The organism is Parvibaculum sp. (assembly GCF_046297875.1).
Lineage (GTDB): Bacteria > Pseudomonadota > Alphaproteobacteria > Parvibaculales > Parvibaculaceae > Parvibaculum.
The window spans coordinates 2,659,372-2,682,662 of the sequence record NZ_JBKBHD010000001.1 but is presented as its reverse complement, the minus strand read 5'-3'; the positions used below and the strand labels follow the sequence as shown (position 1 = coordinate 2,682,662).

Sequence of the window (23,291 nt, the reverse complement as noted above, 5' to 3'; positions counted from 1 at the left end):
GTTCTTATGAGCAAGGTGAGCGGCGGCGACTCCAAGAACACGCTCTACTGTTCCTTCTGCGGCAAGAGCCAGCATGAGGTCAGGAAGCTGATCGCGGGACCGACCGTCTTTATCTGCGACGAATGTGTCGAACTCTGCATGGACATCATCCGTGAGGAAAACAAATCCTCGCTGGTGAAGTCGCGTGACGGTGTTCCCTCGCCGCAGGAAATCTGTGGAGTGCTCGATGATTATGTGATCGGCCAGAAGCATGCCAAGCGCGTGCTCTCGGTCGCGGTCCACAATCACTACAAGCGCCTGAACCACGCGGCGAAGAACAACGACGTCGAACTCGCGAAGTCGAACATCCTGCTGATCGGCCCGACCGGTTGCGGCAAGACGCTGCTCGCGCAGACGCTCGCCCGCATCCTCGATGTGCCCTTCACGATGGCGGATGCGACGACGCTGACCGAAGCCGGTTATGTCGGCGAAGACGTCGAGAACATCATTCTGAAACTGCTCCAGTCCGCCGACTACAATGTCGAGCGTGCGCAGCGCGGTATCGTCTATATCGACGAAGTCGACAAGATCAGCCGCAAGTCCGACAACCCGTCGATCACGCGCGACGTGTCGGGCGAAGGCGTGCAGCAGGCCCTGCTCAAGATCATGGAAGGCACGGTAGCCTCCGTGCCGCCGCAGGGCGGCCGCAAGCACCCGCAGCAGGAGTTCCTGCAGGTTGACACGACGAACATCCTGTTCATCTGCGGCGGCGCCTTCGCGGGCCTCGAAAAGATCATCGGCCAGCGCGGCAAGGGTGCAGGCATTGGCTTTGGCGCCTCGGTGAAGGATGTCGAAGAGCGCCGCACTGGCGACGTGCTGAAGGATCTGGAGCCTGAAGATCTGCTGAAATTCGGCCTCATCCCGGAATTCGTCGGCCGTATGCCGGTTCTGGCGACGCTGGAAGACCTCGACGAGGAGGCGCTTGTCACCATTCTGACCCAGCCGAAAAACGCGCTGGTGAAGCAGTATGAGCGCCTGTTCGAAATGGAGAATGTGAGGCTCACCTTCTCCGAAGAGGCGCTGCGCTCCGTGGCTCGCAAGGCGATCGAACGCAAGACCGGCGCCCGTGGCCTGCGCTCCATCCTCGAGTCGATCCTTCTCGACACGATGTTCGACCTGCCGACGCTGGAAGGCGTCGAGGAAGTCGTCATCAGTGCCGAAGTGGTCGAGGGCAAGGCCCGTCCGCTCTACATCTACGCCGAGCGGCAGGGCGATGTCGGCACCAGCGCCTGAGTGAAGGCCCGGAAACGCTACGTTTTTTGAGAATTGAAGGTGGCCTTGAAAGCGCGTGCTTTCAGGGCCATTTTCTATTTAACCAGCTGGCCCACCCGCGCCGCGCCTGACGGGGCAAACGCTCCACAGGCAATCGTCCGAAAGAGCCTCGATAGCGGGCGGAATTCCGCCGAATCCAGCTATCCTGAGAGGACGGTCGGCAGATCAGCATTCGTTCAGATTCGAATGGTAGGCTGTCACTCGCGGTGGGCGGCAGACATTTGTAAGGCAGGTATCCGAGCATGACAGACTCAGACGAAAACAGGCAGGCAGGCGGATCGGGCAAGGGCGAGACCCTGGTGCTTCCGGTGCTCCCGCTCCGCGACATCGTCGTCTTCCCCCACATGATCGTGCCGCTCTTCGTCGGCCGCGAAAAGTCGGTGCGCGCGCTTGAAAACGTGATGCAGGACGACAAGCAGATTCTGCTCGTCTCGCAGAAGAACGCCGCGGACGACAATCCGGACACGAACGATATTTACGAGATCGGCGCCGTCGGCACCGTCCTTCAGTTGCTCAAGCTGCCGGACAACACCGTGAAGGTGCTCGTCGAAGGTGTGCGCCGCGCCCGCGTGAAGCGCTACACCGGCAATGAGGAATTCTTCGAAGCCGAAATCGAGATGATCGATGAAGCGGAAGGCGACACCGAGCAGCTCGAAGGTCTCGCACGCTCCGTCGTCTCGCAGTTCGACGGCTATGTGAAGCTCAACAAGAAGGTGCCGCCGGAGGTGCTGGGTTCGATCGGCCAGATCGAGGATCCCGCCAAGCTCGCCGACACCATCGCCAGCCACCTCAACATCAAGATTCCCGAGAAGCAGGAGCTTCTCGAAATGTCCTCCGTCAGCGAACGGCTGGAGCGCGTCTACTCTCTCATGGAAGGCGAGATCAGTGTCCTCCAGGTCGAGAAGCGCATCCGCTCGCGCGTCAAGCGCCAGATGGAAAAGACGCAGCGCGAGTACTACCTGAACGAGCAGCTCAAGGCCATTCAGAAGGAACTCGGCGACGGCGACGAGGGCAAGGACGAGATGCGCGAGCTTGAAGAGCGCATCCAGAAGACGAAGCTTTCGAAGGAAGCCAACGAAAAGGCCATGGCGGAGCTGAAGAAGCTCAAGCAGATGAGCCCCATGTCGGCCGAAGCGACCGTCGTGCGCAACTATCTCGACTGGCTGCTCTCCGTTCCCTGGAAGCAGAAGAGCCGCGTGAAGAAGGATCTCGCCAACGCGCAGACGATCCTCGACACCGAGCATTACGGTCTCGACAAGGTCAAGGAACGCATCCTCGAATATCTCGCGGTCCAGAGCCGGTCGAACAAGCTCAAGGGTCCGATCCTCTGCCTCGTCGGCCCGCCCGGCGTCGGCAAGACATCGCTCGGCAAGTCGATCGCCAAGGCGACCGGCCGCGACTTCGTACGCATGTCGCTCGGCGGCGTGCGCGACGAAGCCGAGATCCGCGGTCACCGCCGCACCTATATCGGCTCGATGCCCGGCAAGGTCATTCAGTCGATGAAGAAGGTGAAGCACACGAACCCGCTCTTCCTGCTCGACGAGATCGACAAGATGGGCTCGGATTTCCGTGGCGACCCGTCGGCGGCGCTGCTCGAGGTTCTCGACCCCGAACAGAACAACGCCTTCGCGGACCACTATCTCGAAGTCGATTACGACCTCTCCGACGTCATGTTCGTGACGACGGCGAACACGCTCAACATTCCCGAGCCGCTGATGGATCGCATGGAGATCATCCGCATTGCCGGCTACACGGAAGACGAGAAGGTCGAAATCGCCCGCCGCCACCTCATCGCCAAGGCGGTCGAGGCGCATGGCCTGCGCAAGGGCGAATGGTCGATCGACGACGAGGCGCTGCGCCATCTCATCCGCGTCTACACGCGCGAGGCAGGCGTCCGCAATCTCGAGCGTGAGCTGAACAATCTGGCCCGCAAGGCGGTGAAGGAAATCCTCACAAACCCGGACCGGAAGTCGATCAGCCTCACCAAGGAGAACATTGCGGATTATGCCGGCGTGCCGAAGTATCGCTTCGGCGAGATAGAGGGCGAGGATCAGGTCGGTATCGTGACAGGCCTGGCCTGGACCGAAGTCGGCGGCGAGCTCCTCACCATCGAAGGCGTGATGATGCCCGGCAAGGGCCGCATGACGGTGACGGGCAATCTGCGCGAAGTCATGAAGGAGTCGATCTCGGCGGCCAGTTCCTATGTCCGCTCGCGGGCGACCCGCTTCGGCATCGAGCCGCCGCTTTTCGACCGCCGCGACATCCACGTCCACGTGCCGGAAGGCGCAACGCCGAAGGATGGCCCCTCCGCGGGCACGGCCATGACGACCGCGATCGTCTCGGTGATGACCGGCATCCCGGTTCGCAAGGATGTTGCCATGACCGGTGAAATGACGCTGCGGGGCAGGGTGCTGCCCATCGGCGGTCTAAAGGAAAAGCTCCTCGCGGCGCTGCGCGGCGGCATCAAGAAGGTGCTGATCCCGCAGGACAACGCCAAGGATCTGGCCGACATCCCGGACAATGTGAAGAACGGTCTGGAAATCGTGCCGGTAAATACCATCGACGAGGTGCTCCGCAACGCGCTTACCCGCATGCCGGAGCCCATCGAATGGGACGAGGAAGCCTGGCTTGCCGAACAGGCCGCAGCCGGCAAACGCCCGGATGCGGGGGAACAGCTGACGGCCCATTAATCGCCATAATTTCAGGCAAAGCGGCAAAAAACATGAAACGGGAGCCACTTGGCTCCCGTTTTTAATCTCCGTGCCGCCTGAATTTTCCGCAGAAATCCTTAGATTTTACTTTGACCCCCTCTTTGGCCGACGGGTAGACTCCCTAGTCTCAAGGGAATCCTTGGATTCCCGCCATCGCATCTGGAGAGGGGCCTCACGTGAACAAGAACGATCTGATAGCAGAAGTGGCGGACCGGAGCGGCCTGTCCAAGGCCGATGCGACCAAGGCCGTCGACTATGTCTTCGATATCATCACGGCATCTCTGAAAAAGGGCGAAGAGGTCCGGCTGGTTGGTTTCGGTACTTTCAATGTGTCGAGCCGCGCTGCCACCGAGGGCCGCAACCCGCGTACCGGCGAGACGATCCAGATTCCTGCGTCGAAGCAGCCGAAATTCAAGGCCGGCAAGGGTCTGAAGGACGCCGTGAACAGCTGATCGTCCAGGCGATCAACCGTTTTATTCAGGGGCCGGCTGCCTTCGGGCAGGCCGGCCTTTGATTTTCAGGCGGTTCGTTCCGCCTCGCCTGGCATATCGGTGTCGTCCGCCGCGCGCGGGTCGAGTTCGGTCGGCGGCGGCTGCACCTGCGCCACGGGCACGGCCACGAATTCGCCGCGCTGTTCTTCGGTGAGCGCCGGCGTCGTCGCAATCCGCCAGGCCGTATAGCCCGCGAAGACGGCATGCACGATTGCCGTGAAAACGAAGATCGAGGCAATGCCGAATGTCGAAACGCCGACCGAGGCTGCAGTCGGGCCGATGATCGAGCCGACAGAAAACACGATCAGCAATCCGCCCGACACGGCCACGAAGCTCTCGCTCTGCGCATGATCGTTCATGTGGGCGACCACGACCGAATAAAGCGTGAGCCCCGATATGCCGAAAATGAAGCCTGCCACCAGCACCGCTTCGCGCAAGCCGCTGCTGCCTGCCAGCACCAGCGCAATTTCGCCGATGGCCGCGCCGATGCTGAGCGCCACGATCACGCGCCGCCGGTCCATCCGGTCCGACAGGCGCCCGATCGGCCATTGCGCCAGCGCCGCGCCCACGATCGCCGCCGACATGAACAGTGCGATGCCGCTCGTATCGAGCCCGCTTTCCGCCGCGTATAGCGGCGCCAGCGTCCAGAACGGAGCATTGGCAAGCCCCACCACGAAGGCGCCCGTCAGCCCCACAGGCGACAGAGCATAGAGCGCCTTGATGTCGATCCGCGTGCTCTGAATCGGCATCGGCTGTACGGATGTCGTCATGGCGACAGGCACGAGCGCGATGGACGTCAGGATCGACCCCACCGCGAAAAGTGCAAAGCCCGCCGGGTCTGCCGCATTGAGCACGAATTGGCCAACGGTCAGCGCCGAGAAATTGACGATCAGATAGGCCGAAAAGAACCGCCCCCGCGTCTCGTTCGTGGCCTGCTCGTTCAGCCAGCTTTCGATCACCATATAGAGCCCTGCAAAGCAGAAGCCGGTCAGCACCCGCAGCAGCGCCCAGACGTAAGGATCGCCCGATAGCGCGTGAATCAGCGGCGCTGCCGCCGCCACGCCGCAAAAGGTCGCAAAGGCGCGGATATGGCCCGCCCGCCGCACCAGATGCGGCGTCGCGATGCAGCCCACCAGAAAGCCCGCGAAATAGACCGAGCCGATAATGCCGACGGTGGTGGGCAGGAAACCCTCGATACCGGCCCGAATCGGGATCAGCGTGCCCAGCATCCCGTTGCCGATAAGAAGGATGCCCGTGGCAAGCAGCAGCGAGAAAACGGGTGCGATGGTGCGGGGCAAGGGAACACCCGTTGTCGTGAATGGAATGGGCAGTATGGCCAAGATTGCGGGTTTGGTATGGCAATGCAATGGCGCGCAAAGGGTTCCGTTTGCAAATGGCGGAACCATTCGATAGAGGTTTCGCGCAGCGGCAAAGGGCGGTTAGCTCAGTTGGTAGAGCGCCTCGTTTACACCGAGGATGTCGGGAGTTCGAGTCTCTCACCGCCCACCAGCGTTCGCTCGCTTCGCGAGCTACGGCCCGGCGGGCCGCAGGCTTGAAAGCGAGCAGGCCGGCCATTCAATATCCCCGCTAAAATCCTTGCGTTGTCCGGCACCGATCCTCCTTGACAGGGCCGGTACCTTGGCTTACGAACCGCCCACCTTTCGGACGGCGCGGCCGTCGGCAAAGGGGGTGTAGCTCAGTTGGTTAGAGCGCCGGCCTGTCACGCCGGAGGTCGCGGGTTCGAGCCCCGTCACTCCCGCCATCTCTCTCCAAATCATGGGTTTGATGTCCGGTCCGCGTCTGCTGCGGGGGCGGGCGTTTGCGTTGTTCGGAATGTCTTGCAACGGCTGATAAATCAACGGCTTTTTGCCACTGACAATTCGTCGGCTAGCCTTTGATTTTGCAATTGCGAGGGATATACTGCGCGCCGAATTGGGGGCTTGTTGAGGACGACCTCTCGTCCGGTTTGCGCGCCCGCGCGAACGAAACGGCAGTCCTTGCCCGCGCGTCTCGCACCGGGACCATGTGAGGAAAGTTCGATGGAAGACCTGCTGCTCGAGTACTTGCCCATATTGATCTTCATGGGCCTGTCTCTCGTTGTCGGTCTTGCGCTTCTGATCGCACCTTTCGTCGTTGCGCCCTCCAAGCCCGACCCCGAAAAGCTCGCAGCCTATGAATGCGGCTTCGACGCCTTCGATGATGCGCGCATGAAGTTCGACGTGAAATATTACCTCGTCGCCATCCTCTTCATCATTTTCGATCTCGAAGTTGCCTTCCTCTTTCCTTGGGCGGTCGCGCTCGGCGATGTCGGCATGTTCGGCTTCTGGTCGATGATGGTGTTCCTTGGCGTGCTGACGATCGGCTTCACCTATGAATGGCGGAAAGGTGCGCTTGAATGGGAGTGACGACTTCGCAAACCGCAGCCGTCCCCGCGCTGCAGGGCGATGATTTCTTCCGGCAGGCTTCCGATGAGCTGGCCGACAAGGGTTTCGTGCTGACGACCGTTGATGACCTCATCACCTGGTCGCGCACCGGCTCCTTGATGTGGATGACATTCGGCCTTGCCTGCTGCGCCGTCGAGATGATGCAGACCTCGATGCCGCGCTACGATGCCGAGCGCTTCGGTGTTGCGCCGCGTGCAAGCCCGCGCCAGTCCGACGTCATGATCGTTGCCGGTACGCTGACGAACAAGATGGCCCCCGCGCTCCGCAAGGTCTACGACCAGATGCCGGAGCCGCGCTACGTCATCTCCATGGGCTCCTGCGCCAATGGCGGCGGCTACTACCACTATTCCTATTCCGTGGTCCGCGGTTGCGACCGGATCGTTCCGGTCGATGTCTATGTACCGGGCTGCCCTCCCACCGCCGAGGCGCTGCTTTATGGCATCCTCGCGCTTCAGAAAAAGATTCGCCGGACGGGCACGCTCGACCGCTGATTTCCAATAACCGGGCAATGCCGCGCGCATGCCGCTACCGGATTTCGAGACCGCATCGATGGACGAAAGTCTGAAAGAACTTGGCGAGCACATCTCAGGCATGCTTGAGGATTCGGTGCTCGGTTTCGAAGTCGCCTATGGCGAGCTGACGATCCGCGCCCAGGCGCAGGCGATCGCGCGCGTCCTCAAGTTCCTGCGCGACGATCCCGCCTGCCGCTTCTCGACGCTGCTCGACATTACCGGCGTCGACTATCCCGCCCGCGCCGCGCGCTTCGATGTCGTCTACCACCTGCTGTCGATGTTTCAGAACCATCGCATTCGCGTCACCGTCACCACGAGCGAGGATGTGGCCGTGCCGAGCGTCGTGCCGATCTTTCCGGCGGCCAACTGGTACGAGCGCGAAACCTTCGATATGTATGGCGTTCTCTTTTCCGGCCATCCGGATCTTCGCCGCATTCTCACCGATTACGGTTTCAACGGATATCCGCTGCGCAAGGACTTTCCGCTCACCGGCTATGTCGAAGTCCGCTACGACGAAGACCAGAAGCGCGTGGTCTACGAGCCGGTTAAGCTCGTACAGGAATTCCGCAGCTTCGATTTCATGAGCCCCTGGGAAGGCGCGGAATATCTGCTGCCGGGCGACGAAAAGGCGGAGGGCTGATCCGATGGCCGAACAGGAACTCCGCAACTACCATCTGAATTTCGGGCCGCAGCATCCCGCAGCTCACGGTGTTCTTCGCCTCGTGCTGGAGCTTGATGGCGAAGTCGTCGAGCGCGTCGATCCGCATATCGGCCTTCTGCATCGCGGCACCGAGAAGCTCATCGAGCACAAGACCTATCTGCAGGCGACGCCCTATTTCGACCGCCTCGACTATGTGGCACCGATGAATCAGGAGCACGCCTTCGTGCTCGCCGCGGAAAAGCTGCTCGGCCTCGAAGTGCCGCGCCGCGGCCAGTTCATCCGCGTCCTCTATTCCGAGATCGGCCGCATCCTCGCGCATATGCTCAACGTCACCACGCAGGCGTTGGACGTTGGTGCGCTGACGCCGCCGCTCTGGGGCTTTGAAGAGCGCGAAAAGCTGATGGTCTTCTATGAGCGCGCCTCCGGCGCCCGCATGCATGCCAACTATTTCCGTGTCGGCGGTGTGCATCGTGACCTGCCGCCGAAGCTGCTCGAAGACATCTACAATTTCTGCGATCCCTGCGCGCAGGTGCTGGACGATCTTGAAGGTCTCCTGACCGACAACCGTATCTTCAAGCAGCGCAACGTCGACATCGGCGTCGTCAGCCAGCATGAAGCGCTCGAATGGGGCTTCTCCGGCGTCATGGTGCGCGGCTCGGGCATGGCCTGGGACCTGCGCCGCTCGCAGCCATATGAAGTCTATTCGGAACTCGATTTCGACATTCCCGTCGGCAAGAACGGCGACTGCTACGACCGCTATCTCATCCGCATGGAAGAGATGCGCCAGTCGCTGCGTATCATGAAGCAGTGCATCGAGATGATGCCGGGCGGGCCGGTGCATTCCGAGGATGGCAAGGTCGTGCCGCCGTCCCGCGCCGAGATGAAGCGCTCCATGGAAGCGCTCATCCATCACTTCAAACTTTATACCGAGGGCTATCACGTCCCCGCTGGCGAGGTTTATGCCGCCGTCGAAGCGCCGAAGGGCGAATTCGGTGTCTATCTCGTCTCGGATGGCAGCAACAAACCCTACAAGTGCAAGATCCGCGCGCCGGGCTATGCCCATCTTCAGGCGATGGATCATCTCTGCAAGGGGCACATGCTGGCCGACGTGGCCGCCATTCTCGGTTCCATCGATATCGTGTTCGGAGAGGTGGACCGGTGAGCGTCAGGCGTCTCGATCCCAATCAGCCCGCGAGCTTCGCCTTCACGGCGGAAAATCTCGACTGGGCGAAAAAGCAGATCGCGAAATACCCACAAGGCAAGCAGGCCTCGGCGATCATTCCGCTGTTCTGGCGCGCGCAGGAGCAGCATGACGGCTGGCTGCCCGAGCCTGCGATTCGCTATGTCGCTGAAATGCTGGGCATGGATTACATCCGCGCCCTCGAAGTCGCGACCTTCTACACCATGTTCAATCTCTCGCCGGTCGGCGAGCATTTCGTGCAGCTTTGCGGCACCACGCCTTGCTGGCTGCGCGGCGCGGACGAACTGAAGGAAGTCTGCCGCAAGCATATCGGCCCGGAAAAGACGGTGACTGCAGACGGCAAGTTTTCCTGGATGGAGGTCGAGTGCCTCGGCGCATGCGTCAACGCGCCGATGGTGCAGATCAATGCCGATTTCTTTGAGGATCTCGATGCCGCCTCGCTTGAGCGCGTGCTGACCGATCTTCGCGCCGGCAGGGAAGTGAAGCCCGGTCCGCAGAACGAGCGCCATGCGTCGGAGCCCATTGGCGGACTGACGAGCCTCACCAATGTCGGTCAGCCGGAGACGGGTGGGAGTAACTGATGCTTGAAGACAAGGACAGGATTTTCACCAATCTCTACGGGCTCCATGACTGGCGGCTCGCCGCTGCGCGCAAGCGCGGCGATTGGGACGGCACGGCCGCGATCATCGCCAAGGGCCGCGACTGGATCGTCGACGAGATGAAGAAATCCGGCCTGCGCGGCCGCGGCGGCGCGGGCTTCCCGACCGGACTCAAATGGTCCTTCATGCCGAAGGAGTCCGATGGCCGCCCTCATTACCTTGTCGTGAATGCCGACGAGTCCGAGCCCGGCACCTGCAAGGATCGCGACATCATGCGTCACGATCCGCAGAAACTCATCGAAGGCTGCCTCATCGCCTCCTTCGCGATGGGTGCCCATGCCTGCTATATTTATGTACGCGGCGAATTCATCCGCGAGCGCGAGCAGCTTCAGGCCGCCGTCGACGAAGCCTATGAAGCGGGCCTTCTCGGCAAGAATGCCGCCGGCTCCGGCTGGGACTTCGATCTCTATGTCCATCACGGCGCGGGCGCCTACATCTGCGGCGAGGAAACGGCGCTCATCGAAAGCCTCGAAGGCAAAAAGGGCATGCCGCGCCTGAAGCCGCCATTCCCGGCCAATGTCGGCCTATATGGTGCGCCCACCACAGTAAATAATGTGGAGTCGATCGCGGTCGCGCCGACGATCCTGCGCCGCGGCGCATCGTGGTTCGCGGGTCTCGGCCGTCCGAACAACACCGGCACCAAGCTCTTCTGCATTTCGGGCCATGTGAACAAGCCCTGCAATGTCGAAGAGGAAATGGGCATCCCGCTGCGCGAGCTTCTCGAAAAGCATGCGGGCGGCGTACGCGGCGGTTGGGACAATCTCCTTGCGGTGATCCCCGGCGGCTCCTCCGTGCCGCTCATTCCGAAATCCGTCTGCGACGACGTGCTGATGGATTTCGACTCGCTGAAGGCCGTGCAGACCGGCCTCGGCACGGCTGCCGTCATCGTCATGGACAAGTCCACCGACGTCATCAAGGCGATCGCGCGCCTCTCTGCCTTCTACAAGCATGAAAGCTGCGGCCAGTGCACGCCCTGCCGCGAAGGCACGGGCTGGATGTGGCGCGTCATGGAACGTCTCGTCGCGGGCGATGCGGAGGTCGAGGAAATCGACATGCTGCTCGACGTCACGAAGCGCGTCGAAGGACACACGATTTGCGCCCTCGGCGATGCCGCGGCCTGGCCCGTTCAGGGCCTCATCCGCCATTTCCGGGGCACGATTGAAGACCGCATCGCCGCCAAGCGCGGCGCGGCTCAGGCGGCGGAGTAGGTCATGCCGAAACTCATTGTCGACGGCATCGAGGTCGAAGTCGAAAACGGCGCCACGCTGTTGCAGGCCTGTGAGGAAGCGGGCGCGGAAATCCCGCGCTTCTGCTACCACGAGCGCCTCTCCATCGCGGGCAATTGCCGCATGTGCCTAGTCGAGGTCGAGAAGTCGCCGAAGCCCGTCGCATCCTGCGCAATGCCGGCCGCCGATGGCATGGTCGTTCACACGAAGACCGAGCAGGTGAAGCGCGCCCGCGAAGGCGTGATGGAATTCCTCCTCATCAATCATCCGCTCGATTGCCCGATCTGCGACCAGGGTGGCGAATGCGACTTGCAGGACCAGTCGATGGCCTATGGCGTCGACGGCTCGCGCTTCCATGAAAACAAGCGCGCCGTCGAGGAAAAATACATGGGCCCGCTCGTGAAGACGGTGATGACGCGCTGCATCCATTGCACGCGTTGCATCCGCTTCTCGCAGGAAGTGGCTGGCGTGCCTGAACTCGGCGCCATCGGCCGTGGCGAGGACATGGAGATCACCACCTATCTGGAGCATGCGCTCACGTCGGAGCTGTCGGCAAATGTCGTCGATCTCTGCCCGGTCGGCGCGCTTACCTTCCGTCCCTTCGCCTATACGGCGCGTCCCTGGGAACTGAAGAAGACCGAGTCGATCGACGTCATGGATGCGGTGGGTTCGAACATCCGCGTCGATGCCCGCGGTGCCGAAGTCATGCGCATTCTCCCGCGCCTCAACGAAGAGGTGAACGAGGAGTGGATTTCCGACAAGACGCGCTTCGTCTGGGACGGCCTCAAGACCCAGCGCCTCGACACGCCTTACATCCGCGAAAACGGCAAGCTGCGCCCCGCCTCATGGGATGAAGCCTTCGCCGCCATCGCCGCGAAGCTGAAGGATGCAAATCCCGAAAGCATCGCCGCCATTGCGGGCGATCTTGCCTGCGCCGAAAGCATGAAGGCACTGAAGGATCTCTTCGCCGTCCTCGGCTCGCCCAATATCGACTGCCGTCAGGACGGCGCGAAGCTCGATGCGGGCCACCGCGCAAGCTACATCTTCAACTCGACCATTGCGGGTATCGAGGACGCAGACGCCATTCTGCTCATCGGCACCAACCCGCGCATCGAAGCCCCCATCGTCAATGCGCGCATCCTGAAGCGCGCTCGCATGGGCGGCGTGAAGATCGGCGTCGTCGGCCCGCGCGTCGACCTCTCCTATGATTACGACTATCTCGGCGCCGGTCCGCAGTCGCTGAAGGATCTCGGTGCCTTCGCCGATGTGCTGAAGAATGCCGAACGTCCATTGATCGTGGCCGGGCAGGGCGCGCTCGCCCGTGCCGATGGCGCGGCCGTTCTCGCCGAGGCGATTGCGCTGGCGAAATCCACCGGCGCCGTCTCAGGCGAATGGAATGGTTTCAGCGTGCTCCACACCGCAGCCTCTCGTGTCGGCGGCCTCGATCTCGGCCTCGTGCCGGGTGCGGGCGGCCGCGATGTCGCGGGAATTCTCGATGGTGCCTCAAAGGGCGACATCTCCTTCGTCTATCTCCTCGGCGCCGACGAGATCGACATGGGCAAGCTCGGGTCCGCCTTCGTCGTCTATCAGGGCACACATGGCGATGCCGGTGCCCACCGCGCCGATGTCATCCTGCCGGGTGCTGCCTATACCGAAAAACCCGCCACCTGGGTCAATACAGAAGGCCGGGTGCAGCTTGGCCGCCGCGCCGTCTTCCCGCCCGGTCAGGCGCGCGAGGACTGGACGATCCTGCGTGCGCTCTCGGGCGTTATCGGCAAGGTTCTGCCTTACGACAATCTCGACGCGCTCCGCGCCGCGATGGCGGCCGACGCGCCGCATTTCGCGGACGTGGATATGGCCGTGCCGGCAGGCGCGCTGCCCGATCTCGCCAGGGGCGAGCTCGATGCCGCGCCCTTCGAATGCCCGGTCAGGGACTTCTACATGAGCAATCCCGTCGCCCGCGCAAGCGCGGTGATGGCGGAATGCGCCGCAGGCCGTGTTGCGGCGGCGCGCATTCAGGCGGCGGAATGAGGATGGGCTGCAGGCAATGATGGATTTTCTCGTCGCATATGGCATCCCGCTGGCAATCATTGTCGGCCAGTCGCTCGCGCTCATCGTCGCGATCCTGCTGGTCACGGCTTACGTACTTCTTGCCGACCGCAAGATATGGGCGGCGGTGCAGCTTCGCCGCGGCCCCAATGTCGTCGGTGCCTTTGGCCTGTTCCAGTCCTTTGCGGACCTGCTGAAATTCGTCTTCAAGGAAATCGTTATTCCGGCAGGCGCCAACAAGGGCGTATTCCTCATCGCGCCGCTGGTCACGGTGACGCTCGCGCTCGCGGGTTGGGCCGTCATTCCGCTCGATGCGAAAATGGTCATCTCCGACATCAATGTCGGCATTCTCTATATCTTCGCCATCTCCTCGCTCGGCGTTTACGGCGTCATCATGGCGGGCTGGGCGTCGAACTCGAAATATCCCTTCCTCTCCGCGCTCCGCGCCGCCGCCCAGATGGTCTCCTATGAAGTCTCCATCGGCTTCGTCATCGTCTGCGTGCTCATGACGGCAGGCACGCTGAACCTCTCGGAAATCGTCGAGTCGCAGAAGACGGTCTGGTACGTCATCCCGCACCTGCCGATGTTCGCAATCTTCTTCATCTCGGCGCTGGCCGAAACGAACCGCCCGCCCTTCGATCTCGTGGAAGCGGAATCCGAACTCGTCGCGGGCTTCATGGTCGAATATTCGTCCACCTCCTACATGATGTTCATGCTGGGCGAATATGTGTCGATCCTGCTCATGTGCGCCATGACGACGATCCTCTTCCTCGGCGGCTGGCTGCCTCCCATCGACATCGCGCCCTTCAATATGGTGCCGGGCGTCGTCTGGTTCCTGCTCAAGGTCTTCGCCGTCTTCTTCATGTTCGCCATGGTCAAGGCCTTCGTGCCGCGCTACCGCTACGATCAGCTGATGCGCCTCGGCTGGAAGGTTTTCCTGCCGTTCTCCCTCTTCTGGGTCGTGCTGACGGCCGGTGTGCTGGTCGGCTTCGACCTGCTGCCGAACAATTGAGGAGCGGGCCAATGACGGTAAAATCCGAAAGAAACGCAAGCATGGCCTGGCTCGATCAGTCAGTGCGGTCTCTCTTCCTCACCGAGTTCGTGTCGAGCTTCTTCCTCGCCATGCGCTATTTCTTCAAGCCGAAGGTGACGTTGAACTACCCCTTCGAGAAGGGCCCGCTCTCGCCCCGTTTCCGCGGCGAGCATGCGCTCCGCCGTTATCCGAACGGCGAGGAACGCTGCATCGCCTGCAAGCTCTGCGAGGCGGTGTGTCCGGCGCTCGCCATCACCATCGAGGCGGGCCCACGCCGCAATGACGGCACACGCCGCACCACGCGCTACGACATCGATATGACGAAGTGCATTTACTGCGGGCTCTGCCAGGAAGCCTGCCCGGTGGATGCGATCGTCGAAGGGCCGAATTTCGAATTCGCGACCGAAACCCGCGAAGAACTCATGTACGACAAGAACCGGCTGCTCGCGAATGGCGACCGGTGGGAACGCGAGATCGCGAAGAATATCGCGCTCGACGCGCCATACCGCTGAACGACCGGGTACGAGGAACAGGATGATTGCCACCGCCATAGCATTCTATCTCTTCGCGGCGATTACCGTCGCTGCGGGGTTCATGGTCATCGCGGCGCGCAATCCTGTGCACTCCGTGCTGTTCCTCATTCTTGCCTTCTTCAATGCGGCGGCGCTTTTCGTGCTGCTCGGCGCAGAGTTTCTCGCGCTCATTCTCGTCATCGTCTATGTCGGCGCGGTCGCGGTGCTGTTCCTCTTTGTCGTGATGATGCTCGACATCGATTTCGCTGAACTGCGTCAGGGCTTCCTGCAATATCTGCCGGTCGGCGCGCTCATCGGCATCATCCTGCTAATCGAGCTTCTGCTGATCTTCGGCAGCTGGGTCATCGCGCCGGAAGCGGCGGGAATTGCCGCGGCGCCCACGCCCGCCATCACCGAGGTCCACAACACGCGGGCTCTCGGCCAGATCATCTACACGCAATATGTCTATCCGTTCCAGGCGGCCGGCATGATCCTGCTCGTCGCCATGATCGGCGCTATCGTGCTGACGCTGCGCCACAAGCCGAATGTGAAGCGGCAGGTGATCCGCGATCAGGTGGGCCGCAAGCGCGAAGATGCAGTCGAAATGAAGAAGGTCGAGCCCGGGCAGGGGCTCTGAGGAATATCGGGGCGCTGCGGCTATCGCATCGCCGGAGAATTTGAAGGGGACTGGCCTCCACGCCTTTCGGCGGAGGCAGGAGACAACAGATGGCAATCGGCCTCGAACACTATCTCTCCGTGGCGGCGATCCTGTTCACGCTGGGCATTTTCGGCATCTTCCTCAACCGGAAGAATGTGATCGTCATTCTCATGTCGATTGAGCTGATGCTGCTCGCCGTGAATATCAACCTCGTTGCCTTCTCCGCCTTCCTGGGCGATCTCGTGGGACAGGTCTTCGCGCTCTTCGTGCTGACCGTCGCCGCAGGCGAGGCCGCCATCGGCCTTGCCATCCTCGTCGTCTTCTTCCGCAACCGCGGCTCTATCGCGGTTGACGACATCAACATGATGAAGGGGTAAGGCGGCATGTATTCGGCAATCGTCTTCCTGCCGCTCATCGGCTTTCTGATCGCAGGCATCTTCGGCCGTTGGCTTGGCGTGCGCGGCGCGCAGCTCGTCACCTCCGGTCTTCTCGTCGTTTCGGCGGTCCTTTCTGTCGTCGCGCTCATTTCCGTCGGCCTTCAGGGCGAGACCGAGCGCGTTCAGGTCTTGACCTGGATTGACTCCGGCAGCTTCGAGGCGGATTGGCGCCTGCGCATCGACACGCTCACCGCCGTCATGCTGGTGGTCGTCACTTCGGTGTCGGCGCTCGTGCATATCTATTCGATCGGCTATATGAGCCACGATCCGCACCAGCCGCGCTTCTTCGCCTATCTATCACTCTTCACCTTCGCCATGCTCATGCTGGTGACGGCGGATAATTTCGTGCAGCTTTTCTTCGGCTGGGAAGGAGTGGGCCTCGCTTCCTATCTGCTGATCGGCTTCTGGTATCAGCGCCCGAGCGCCAATGCCGCCGCCATCAAAGCATTCGTGGTGAACCGCGTCGGCGATTTCGGCCTCATCCTCGGCATCGCCACGCTCTTCCTCACCATCGGCTCGGTCGAATTCGACACCGTCTTCGCCGCCATTCCGGAACTGGCGGACAAGACCTTCCACTTCCTCGGCTACGATGTCCCCATCGTCACCACGGCCTGCCTGCTGCTCTTCATGGGCGCCATGGGCAAGTCGGCGCAGTTCCTGCTCCACACCTGGCTTCCCGACGCGATGGAAGGCCCGACGCCGGTTTCCGCCCTCATCCATGCGGCCACCATGGTCACGGCCGGCGTTTTCCTGCTCGCGCGCCTCTCGCCCATCTTCGAGTTCTCTGCTGTAGCCCTCACCGTCGTCACGGTCATCGGCGCCATCACCGCTTTCTTCGCGGCGACGGTCGGTCTCGTCCAGAACGACATCAAGCGCGTCATCGCCTATTCCACTTGTTCGCAGCTCGGTTTCATGTTCGTTGCCATCGGCGTCGGCGCCTATGAAATCGCGATGTTCCACCTCTTCACCCATGCCTTCTTCAAGGCGCTCCTGTTCCTCGGCTCGGGCTCTGTCATCCATGCGATGAGCGACGAGCAGGACATGCGCAAGATGGGCGGCCTATTCAAGATGATCCCGGTCACCTGGATCATGATGGTGATCGGCACGCTGGCGCTGACCGGTTTCCCCTTCACCGCGGGCTACTATTCGAAGGACGCGATCATCGAAGCGGCCTATGCCGGCCACAATGCCGCGCATATGTTCGCCTTCACACTCACTGTCACGGCGGCGCTCTTCACCTCGTTCTATTCCTGGCGCCTCATCTTCATGACGTTCCATGGGACAAGCCGTGCCTCGAACGAGACGCTCTCCCATGTTCATGAGTCGCCGCTCGTCATGCTGGTTCCGCTCGTCATCCTCGCCGTCGGCGCGCTCGGTGCCGGCATGGTCTTTGCGCCGCTCTTCATCGGCCACGCCTATGAGGCGTTCTGGCTCGAGTCGATCTTCCGCGGCGCCGAGAACCGCATCATGCACGAGTTCCACAACGTGCCGGCCTGGGTGCCATATGCTCCCACGCTGATGATGATTGTCGGTTTTGCCACCGCCTGGCTCTTCTATATCGCGCGCCCGGATATTCCGAAGCAGCTCGCGAAGACCCATGAGCCGATCTACAAGTTCCTGCTCAACAAGTGGTATTTCGACGAGATCTATCATTTCCTCTTCGTCCGTCCCGCCTTCTGGATCGGCCGCGTCTTCTGGAAACAGGGCGACGGGCGCATCATTGACGGGATCGGACCGGATGGTATCGCCGCGCGCGTGCAGGACATCACGCGCCAGGTGGTCCGTCTCCAGAGCGGATATCTCTATCACTATGCCTTCGCCATGCTGCTCGGTGTCGCCGGGCTCGTGACCTGGTTCATGGTCGGAGGGGCATGACGATGACCGACGGCAATATTCTCTCGCTGATTACATTCCTGCCGCTGGTCGGCGCGCTCATCATTCTGGTGACGCGCGGCGACGAGGCGACGGTTGCCCGCAATGCGCGCTATGTCGCGCTCTGGACGACCTCTATCACCTTTGTCGTCTCGCTCTACATCTGGTGGAAGTTCGACCCGACGACCGCCGATTTCCAGTTCGTCCAGAAGACGGAGTGGCTCGGCGGCGCGATCAACTATCACATGGGCGTTGATGGCATCTCGATGCTCTTCGTCATCCTCACGACCTTCCTGATGCCGGCCTGCATCCTCGCAAGCTGGACCTCCATCGAGAAGCGCGTGAAGGAATACATGATCGCCTTCCTCGTGCTGGAAACGCTGATGATCGGCGTCTTCTGCGCGCTCGATCTCGTCCTCTTCTACATCTTCTTTGAGGGCGGCCTGATCCCGATGTTCCTCATCATCGGCGTCTGGGGCGGCGCGCGCCGCATCTATGCGAGCTTCAAGTTCTTCCTCTACACTTTCGCGGGCTCGGTGCTGATGCTTCTCGCCATCATGGCGATGTACTGGTCGGCCGGTACGACGAGCATCCCCGTGCTGCTCGAGCATGATTTCCCGGTCGGCATGCAGACCTGGCTCTGGCTCGCCTTCTTCGCCTCATTCGCGGTGAAGATGCCGATGTGGCCGGTCCATACCTGGCTGCCGGATGCCCACGTCGAGGCGCCGACGGCAGGCTCTGTCATCCTTGCCGGTATCCTGCTCAAGATGGGCGGCTACGGCTTCCTGCGCTTCTCGCTGCCCATGTTCCCGGTCGCCTCCGCCGATCTCGCCTGGCTTGTCTTCGGCATGAGCGTCATCGCCATCGTCTATGCTTCGCTTGTCGCACTGGTGCAGGAGGACATGAAGAAGCTGATCGCCTATTCATCCGTCGCCCATATGGGCTTCGTGACGATGGGCCTCTTTGCGGCAAACACGCAGGGTATACAGGGCGGCATCTTCCAGATGCTGTCGCATGGCTGGATTTCAGGAGCGCTCTTCCTCTGCGTCGGCGTTGTCTACGACCGCATGCACACGCGCGAGATCGCGGCCTATGGCGGTCTCGTGAACCGGATGCCGCTCTATGCCGCGGCCTTCCTGATCCTTACCATGGCCAATGTCGGCCTGCCTGGCACCAGCGGCTTCGTCGGCGAATTCCTCACCATCATCGGCACCTTCAAGGTCAACACCTGGGTCGCAGCCATCGCCGCCACGGGCGTCATCCTCGCTGCCGCCTATGCGCTGCTGCTCTATCGCCGCATCGTCTTTGGCGCGCTGGAAAAGGACACGCTGAAATCCATCATGGATCTCAACCGCCGCGAGATCGTGACTATCGCTCCGCTCGTTGCCGCGACCATCTTCTTCGGCGTCTATCCGGCGCCGATCATGGAAGTCACGGCCGTCTCGGTCGAAAACCTGATCGCCAACTACAACGCCGCCATCGAGGCGCATAGCGTCGCCGGTGAAACCGGCCTGATCGGCGAGGTCGCAAGCCTCTTCGCCGGAAACTGATCTCGGGAACGAATGACAATGGAAGAAGCAGCATCCAACGTTCCGGCCATCCTTCCGGCCCTGCCTGAGATCGTTCTCGCGGTGGGCGCCATGGCGCTTCTCATGTTCGGCGTGTTCCGCAAGGAATGCACCGCGCGTGAAACCTCCATCGGGGTGATCGGGCTCTTCGTTCTTGTGGCCGCGCTGCTCGTCGTCGAGCCGAGCGAGGCGGTGCTCGCCTTTGGCGGCAGCTTCGTCGCCGACGGCTTCACCAAGTTCATGAAACTGCTGACGCTGCTTGCCGCGGCAGCGGCCATCATCATGTCGCTCACCTTCATCAAGCGCGAAGGGATCGACCGTTTCGAGTATCCCATCCTGATTGCGCTGGCGACGCTCGGCATGTTCATGATGATCTCGGCCAATGGCCTCATCGCCCTCTATATGGGCCTCGAGCTGCAGAGCTTCGCTCTCTATGTCATCGCCGCCTTCCACCGCGACAACACGCGGGCGACGGAAGCTGGCCTCAAATATTTCATCCTCGGCGCGCTTGCCTCCGGCATGCTGCTCTACGGCGCCTCGCTCATCTATGGCTTCACGGGTTCCGTCGAGTTCCCTGCCATCGCCGCGGTGCTACAGGCAGACGGTGCCAGCATCGGCGCCATTTTCGGCATCGTCTTCGTGCTGGCGGGCCTCGCCTTCAAGATTTCCGCCGTGCCCTTCCACATGTGGACGCCGGACGTCTATGAAGGCGCGCCGACGCCCGTCACCGCCTTCTTTGCGGGCGCGCCGAAGGTTGCGGCGATGGCGCTCGTCATCCGCGTGCTTTTCGGCGCCTTTCCCTCGATGGAAGATCAGTGGCAGCAGATCGTCATCTTCATCTCGATCGCCTCGATGGTGCTCGGCGCCTTCGCCGCCATCGGCCAGTCCAACATCAAGCGCATGCTTGCCTACAGCTCGATCTCGCATATGGGCTTTGCGCTGGTCGGCGTCGCCGCCGGCACGCCGGAAGGCCTGCGCGGTGTGCTTGTCTATCTCACCATCTATGTCGTGATGAATGCTGGCGTCTTCTGCTGCGTCCTCGCCATGAACCGCAAGGAAGGTTATGTCGAGAGCATTGCCGATCTCGCAGGCCTCTCGCGCAGCCGGCCCATGCTCGCCTTCATCTTTGCGATGCTCGTGTTCTCGCTGGCCGGCGTGCCGCCGCTCGCGGGCTTCTTCGGCAAGTTCTACGTCTTCATGGCAGCGATCGAGGCGGGCCTCTATCCGCTCGCTGTGATCGGCGTGCTCGCCAGTGTCGTCGGCGCCTATTACTACCTGCGTATCGTCAAGATCATGTATTTCGACGATCCGGCGGAGCCTTTCGAGGCGCCGCTGCCGGGCGAGATCGCGGCGGTGCTCGGCGTGTCGGGCGTCTTCACCATGCTCTTCTTCGTCTATCCGCTTCCGCTCATCGCGGGCGCCGAGATGGCTGTCACCGCGCTCTTCCCCTGATGCGGAAATGACCGCCGATATCCGCCGCTTCGAAGAGATCGACAGCACCAACGAAGAGGCGCGCCGCCTCGGCGATGCCGGAACCGAAGGCCCCGTCTGGATCGTCGCAAGGCGGCAGACGGCGGGCCGCGGCCGCAGGGGCAGGACATGGGAAAGCCCCTCCGGCAATTTCATGGGCACGCTCTATCTGACGCCCCGCTGCGGCCCGCGCGAAGCGGGCGAACTTTCCTTCGTCGCCGCACTCGCCGTCCATCAGGCGGTGGAAAGCCTCCTGCCGCCGCCGCTCCGCGGTGCGCTCCGCCTCAAATGGCCGAACGATCTTCTTCATGACCGGGCGAAACTCGCCGGCATCCTGCTTGAGTCGTCCGGCGTCGCGGGCGCGCAGGTCGCCTGGGTTGCAATCGGCATGGGGCTCAATCTCGCCACGCATCCCGAAGGCCTTGAATACAGGGCAACGTCGCTCGCCGCGATAGGCTGCGCGCCCGTTGCCCCCGATGAAGCGCTGACGGCGCTTGATGCCGCCTTCACCCATTGGCTGTCCGTCTGGCGCGGCCAGAATGGCTTTGCGGCCATCCGCGAATCCTGGGTGAAGCGCGCCGAGGGCCTCGGCGGGCCCATCACCGTCCGCCTGTCGGATGAGGTGATAGAGGGCATTTTCGAGGGCCTCGCGCCCGATGGCGCCCTTCAGCTTCGTCTTTCCAATGGCGAATTACGCCTCATTTCTGCGGGAGATGTGTTCTTTCCCCGCCCGGCGCACTAGGTTCTGCCCATGAGTAAAGCCGTGTCCCAGCCCTCCCGTGACGAATTCGTCTTCCTGCCGCTCGGCGGCTCCGGCGAAATCGGCATGAACCTAAATCTCTATGGCTATGGCCCGGAGGACGCCCGCCGCTGGATCATCGTCGATATCGGCGTCACCTTCGGCGACGACCGCACCCCCGGCGTCGACCTCATCATGCCGGATCCCGCCTTCATCGAGGAACGGCGCGAGGATCTCATCGCCATCGTGCTCACCCACGCCCATGAAGACCATATTGGCGCTCTTGCTCATCTCTGGCCGCGCCTCCGCTGCCCGGTCTATGCCACGCCCTTCACGGCGGCAATGGTGCGCGGCAAGCTGATCGAGGCCGGCATCGAGGCGGAAGTGCCTATGCACATCATCCCGCTCGGCCACCGTTTCGAGCTCGGCCCCTTCGACATCGAACTCGTCACGCTCACGCACTCGATCCTCGAGCCGAATGCGCTCGCCATCCGCACGCCGCTCGGCCTCGTGCTGCATACCGGCGACTGGAAGATCGACCCCGATCCCGTGGTCGGCGGCGACATAGACGAAGCCCGCCTCCGCGCCATCGGCGATGAAGGCGTGCGCGCCATTGTCTGCGACAGCACCAATGTATTCTCGCCCGGCACCTCCGGCTCCGAGGCCGATGTCGCGGCAAGCCTGATCGAGCTTCTCAGGGAATGTCAGGGCAGGGTGGCCGTCACCACCTTCGCGTCCAATGTTGCGCGCCTCGAAAGCATCATCCGCGCGGGCGACGCCGTCGGCCGTCATCCGGTTCTCGTCGGCCGCTCTATGCACCGCGTCGTTGCTGCCGCGCGCGAGGCGGGCTACCTGCACGACCTCCCGAGAATCCTGAGCGAGGATGATGCGGGCTATCTTCCGCGCGAAAGCGTCCTCTTCATCTGCACCGGCAGTCAGGGCGAGCCGCGCGCCGCCCTTGCCCGCATCGCCGAGGACAGCCATCCGAGCATCGTTCTGGAAAAGGGGGACACAGTCATCTTTTCCTCGCGCGTCATCCCCGGCAACGAAACCTCGATCTTCGATCTGCAGAATCGTCTCGCCGAACGCGGCATCCGCATCGTCACGGAGAAGGACCACTTCGTCCACGTCTCCGGCCATCCCTGCCGGGATGAACTTGCCGCCTTGTATCAGTGGATCAGGCCGGAAGTCTCAATTCCGGTTCACGGCGAGGCGCGCCACCTCGCAGAACATGCAGCCCTTGCTCGCGAACTTCAGGTGCCGGAACAGATTGTGGTCAGAAACGGCCTCATGGTCCGCCTCGCGCCCGGCGCCGCCGAGGTCATCGATGAAGCCCCTTCGGGCCGCCTCTATCTCGATGGCGAGGTGCTGACGGAAGAAGACGAGGGCGCGGTGCAGGAGCGCCGCCGTCTCGCTTTCGCGGGCTCCGTCTTCGTCAGCCTCGTGCTGGACGGCAAGGGCGAGGTCCGGGGCGAGCCGCAGGTGCGGCTAATGGGTCTCCCCGAAGAAGATTCGCATGGCGTCACCTTCGAGGACCGGGCGCTCGATGCCGTGGACGATGCCCTCGACCGCCTGCCGAATAAGCGCCGCGGCAATGATGATGACGTAGCGGAATTCCTGCGCCGCGCCGTCCGCGGCGCGCTGCGGCGCGAATGGGGCAAGAAACCCCAGGTCGAGGTGGTGGTCACACGTATATAACCATTTTCGAGGCACTCGAAAATGGCAAGCGCGACCGCG

Annotated in this window: 20 protein-coding genes and 2 tRNA genes; 21 read left to right on the top strand and 1 reads right to left on the bottom strand. The window is 62.2% G+C overall.

The features are described 5' to 3' along the window. The first annotated feature begins 6 nt into the window (after positions 1-6). The 3 genes from clpX (at position 7) to ACK4FH_RS13310 (ending at position 4,474) form a co-directional block, all read left to right on the top strand. The gene (gene clpX / locus ACK4FH_RS13320; RefSeq protein ID WP_409814512.1) at positions 7-1,272 is read left to right on the top strand and encodes an ATP-dependent Clp protease ATP-binding subunit ClpX; all 1,266 of its coding nucleotides are present in this window, start codon (positions 7-9) and stop codon (positions 1,270-1,272) included. A gap of 281 nt (positions 1,273-1,553) precedes the next feature. After that, positions 1,554-4,001 (top strand): endopeptidase La, encoded by a 2,448-nt coding sequence (lon, locus tag ACK4FH_RS13315; RefSeq protein WP_409814510.1) that lies wholly within the window; start codon positions 1,554-1,556, stop codon positions 3,999-4,001. A 197-nt stretch (positions 4,002-4,198) separates the two neighbouring features. After that, entirely contained in the window at positions 4,199-4,474 is a 276-nt protein-coding gene (locus ACK4FH_RS13310; protein ID WP_409668381.1) for an HU family DNA-binding protein, read from the top strand. Between the two features lie 65 nt (positions 4,475-4,539). Here the strand turns inward: ACK4FH_RS13310 and ACK4FH_RS13305 are convergent, their stop codons facing one another. After that, complete coding sequence (locus tag ACK4FH_RS13305) at positions 4,540-5,811, bottom strand: MFS transporter (RefSeq protein WP_409814507.1); 1,272 nt, start codon at positions 5,809-5,811, stop codon at positions 4,540-4,542. A gap of 135 nt (positions 5,812-5,946) precedes the next feature. Between ACK4FH_RS13305 and ACK4FH_RS13300 the strand changes: the two genes are divergently transcribed. From ACK4FH_RS13300 to ACK4FH_RS13215, 18 genes are all read left to right on the top strand, one after another. Continuing rightward, positions 5,947-6,022 (top strand) — tRNA-Val (locus ACK4FH_RS13300). A 176-nt stretch (positions 6,023-6,198) separates the two neighbouring features. Further along, positions 6,199-6,275 (top strand) — tRNA-Asp (locus tag ACK4FH_RS13295). 277 nt (positions 6,276-6,552) lie between these two features. Next, a complete protein-coding gene (locus tag ACK4FH_RS13290; RefSeq protein ID WP_409668386.1) occupies positions 6,553-6,918 on the top strand; it encodes an NADH-quinone oxidoreductase subunit A in 366 nt (121 codons plus the stop codon). Continuing rightward, positions 6,909-7,448 (top strand): NuoB/complex I 20 kDa subunit family protein, encoded by a 540-nt coding sequence (locus tag ACK4FH_RS13285; RefSeq protein WP_409814504.1) that lies wholly within the window; start codon positions 6,909-6,911, stop codon positions 7,446-7,448. Before ACK4FH_RS13290 ends, ACK4FH_RS13285 begins: the two co-directional genes overlap by 10 nt. 58 nt (positions 7,449-7,506) lie before the next feature. After that, positions 7,507-8,109 carry an NADH-quinone oxidoreductase subunit C gene (locus ACK4FH_RS13280; RefSeq protein ID WP_409815309.1) on the top strand — a complete coding sequence of 201 codons (603 nt, stop codon included), beginning with the start codon at positions 7,507-7,509 and terminating at the stop codon, positions 8,107-8,109. A 4-nt stretch (positions 8,110-8,113) separates the two neighbouring features. Further along, positions 8,114-9,292 carry an NADH-quinone oxidoreductase subunit D gene (locus tag ACK4FH_RS13275; RefSeq protein WP_409814501.1) on the top strand — a complete coding sequence of 393 codons (1,179 nt, stop codon included), beginning with the start codon at positions 8,114-8,116 and terminating at the stop codon, positions 9,290-9,292. Continuing rightward, a complete protein-coding gene (gene nuoE, locus ACK4FH_RS13270; protein WP_409814499.1) occupies positions 9,289-9,912 on the top strand; it encodes an NADH-quinone oxidoreductase subunit NuoE in 624 nt (207 codons plus the stop codon). The genes ACK4FH_RS13275 and nuoE overlap by 4 nt, the downstream gene beginning before the upstream one ends. Beyond that, positions 9,912-11,198 carry an NADH-quinone oxidoreductase subunit NuoF gene (gene nuoF, locus ACK4FH_RS13265; RefSeq protein ID WP_409814496.1) on the top strand — a complete coding sequence of 429 codons (1,287 nt, stop codon included), beginning with the start codon at positions 9,912-9,914 and terminating at the stop codon, positions 11,196-11,198. Before nuoE ends, nuoF begins: the two co-directional genes overlap by 1 nt. A 3-nt stretch (positions 11,199-11,201) precedes the next feature. Then, a complete protein-coding gene (nuoG, locus tag ACK4FH_RS13260; RefSeq protein WP_409814493.1) occupies positions 11,202-13,247 on the top strand; it encodes an NADH-quinone oxidoreductase subunit NuoG in 2,046 nt (681 codons plus the stop codon). Positions 13,248-13,263: 16 nt separating this feature from the next. Further along, a complete protein-coding gene (gene nuoH, locus ACK4FH_RS13255; RefSeq protein ID WP_409814490.1) occupies positions 13,264-14,277 on the top strand; it encodes an NADH-quinone oxidoreductase subunit NuoH in 1,014 nt (337 codons plus the stop codon). Positions 14,278-14,318: 41 nt separating this feature from the next. Beyond that, on the top strand, positions 14,319-14,810 hold the full coding sequence (gene nuoI, locus ACK4FH_RS13250; RefSeq protein WP_409815307.1) for an NADH-quinone oxidoreductase subunit NuoI: 492 nt from the start codon (positions 14,319-14,321) through the stop codon (positions 14,808-14,810). Positions 14,811-14,832: 22 nt separating this feature from the next. Beyond that, positions 14,833-15,447: an NADH-quinone oxidoreductase subunit J gene (locus tag ACK4FH_RS13245; RefSeq protein ID WP_409814487.1), complete on the top strand. Its 615-nt coding sequence runs from the start codon at positions 14,833-14,835 to the stop codon at positions 15,445-15,447. 89 nt (positions 15,448-15,536) lie between these two features. Continuing rightward, complete coding sequence (gene nuoK / locus ACK4FH_RS13240) at positions 15,537-15,845, top strand: NADH-quinone oxidoreductase subunit NuoK (protein WP_409814484.1); 309 nt, start codon at positions 15,537-15,539, stop codon at positions 15,843-15,845. Positions 15,846-15,851: 6 nt separating this feature from the next. After that, a complete protein-coding gene (gene nuoL / locus ACK4FH_RS13235; protein WP_409814483.1) occupies positions 15,852-17,780 on the top strand; it encodes an NADH-quinone oxidoreductase subunit L in 1,929 nt (642 codons plus the stop codon). Between the two features lie 2 nt (positions 17,781-17,782). Beyond that, positions 17,783-19,327, top strand: a complete 1,545-nt coding sequence (locus ACK4FH_RS13230; protein WP_409815305.1) for an NADH-quinone oxidoreductase subunit M — start codon at positions 17,783-17,785, stop codon at positions 19,325-19,327. 18 nt (positions 19,328-19,345) lie between these two features. Then, complete coding sequence (gene nuoN / locus ACK4FH_RS13225) at positions 19,346-20,797, top strand: NADH-quinone oxidoreductase subunit NuoN (RefSeq protein WP_409814481.1); 1,452 nt, start codon at positions 19,346-19,348, stop codon at positions 20,795-20,797. Positions 20,798-20,804: 7 nt separating this feature from the next. Next, positions 20,805-21,557: a biotin--[acetyl-CoA-carboxylase] ligase gene (locus tag ACK4FH_RS13220; RefSeq protein WP_409814478.1), complete on the top strand. Its 753-nt coding sequence runs from the start codon at positions 20,805-20,807 to the stop codon at positions 21,555-21,557. A 21-nt stretch (positions 21,558-21,578) separates the two neighbouring features. Then, on the top strand, positions 21,579-23,252 hold the full coding sequence (locus ACK4FH_RS13215; RefSeq protein ID WP_409815303.1) for a ribonuclease J: 1,674 nt from the start codon (positions 21,579-21,581) through the stop codon (positions 23,250-23,252). Positions 23,253-23,291: the final 39 nt, after the last annotated feature.

Excerpts from the sequence above, each read along its gene's own strand:
- clpX (WP_409814512.1), top strand. The coding sequence starts at position 7 with ATGAGCAAGGTGAGCGGCGGCGACTCCAAGAACACGCTCTACTGTTCC.
- lon (WP_409814510.1), top strand. The coding sequence starts at position 1,554 with ATGACAGACTCAGACGAAAACAGGCAGGCAGGCGGATCGGGCAAGGGC.
- ACK4FH_RS13290 (WP_409668386.1), top strand. The coding sequence starts at position 6,553 with ATGGAAGACCTGCTGCTCGAGTACTTGCCCATATTGATCTTCATGGGC.
- ACK4FH_RS13285 (WP_409814504.1), top strand. The coding sequence starts at position 6,909 with ATGGGAGTGACGACTTCGCAAACCGCAGCCGTCCCCGCGCTGCAGGGC.
- ACK4FH_RS13280 (WP_409815309.1), top strand. The coding sequence starts at position 7,507 with ATGGACGAAAGTCTGAAAGAACTTGGCGAGCACATCTCAGGCATGCTT.
- ACK4FH_RS13275 (WP_409814501.1), top strand. The coding sequence starts at position 8,114 with ATGGCCGAACAGGAACTCCGCAACTACCATCTGAATTTCGGGCCGCAG.
- nuoF (WP_409814496.1), top strand. The coding sequence starts at position 9,912 with ATGCTTGAAGACAAGGACAGGATTTTCACCAATCTCTACGGGCTCCAT.
- nuoG (WP_409814493.1), top strand. The coding sequence starts at position 11,202 with ATGCCGAAACTCATTGTCGACGGCATCGAGGTCGAAGTCGAAAACGGC.
- nuoH (WP_409814490.1), top strand. The coding sequence starts at position 13,264 with ATGATGGATTTTCTCGTCGCATATGGCATCCCGCTGGCAATCATTGTC.
- nuoI (WP_409815307.1), top strand. The coding sequence starts at position 14,319 with ATGGCCTGGCTCGATCAGTCAGTGCGGTCTCTCTTCCTCACCGAGTTC.
- ACK4FH_RS13245 (WP_409814487.1), top strand. The coding sequence starts at position 14,833 with ATGATTGCCACCGCCATAGCATTCTATCTCTTCGCGGCGATTACCGTC.
- nuoK (WP_409814484.1), top strand. The coding sequence starts at position 15,537 with ATGGCAATCGGCCTCGAACACTATCTCTCCGTGGCGGCGATCCTGTTC.
- nuoL (WP_409814483.1), top strand. The coding sequence starts at position 15,852 with ATGTATTCGGCAATCGTCTTCCTGCCGCTCATCGGCTTTCTGATCGCA.
- ACK4FH_RS13230 (WP_409815305.1), top strand. The coding sequence starts at position 17,783 with ATGACCGACGGCAATATTCTCTCGCTGATTACATTCCTGCCGCTGGTC.
- nuoN (WP_409814481.1), top strand. The coding sequence starts at position 19,346 with ATGGAAGAAGCAGCATCCAACGTTCCGGCCATCCTTCCGGCCCTGCCT.
- ACK4FH_RS13220 (WP_409814478.1), top strand. The coding sequence starts at position 20,805 with ATGACCGCCGATATCCGCCGCTTCGAAGAGATCGACAGCACCAACGAA.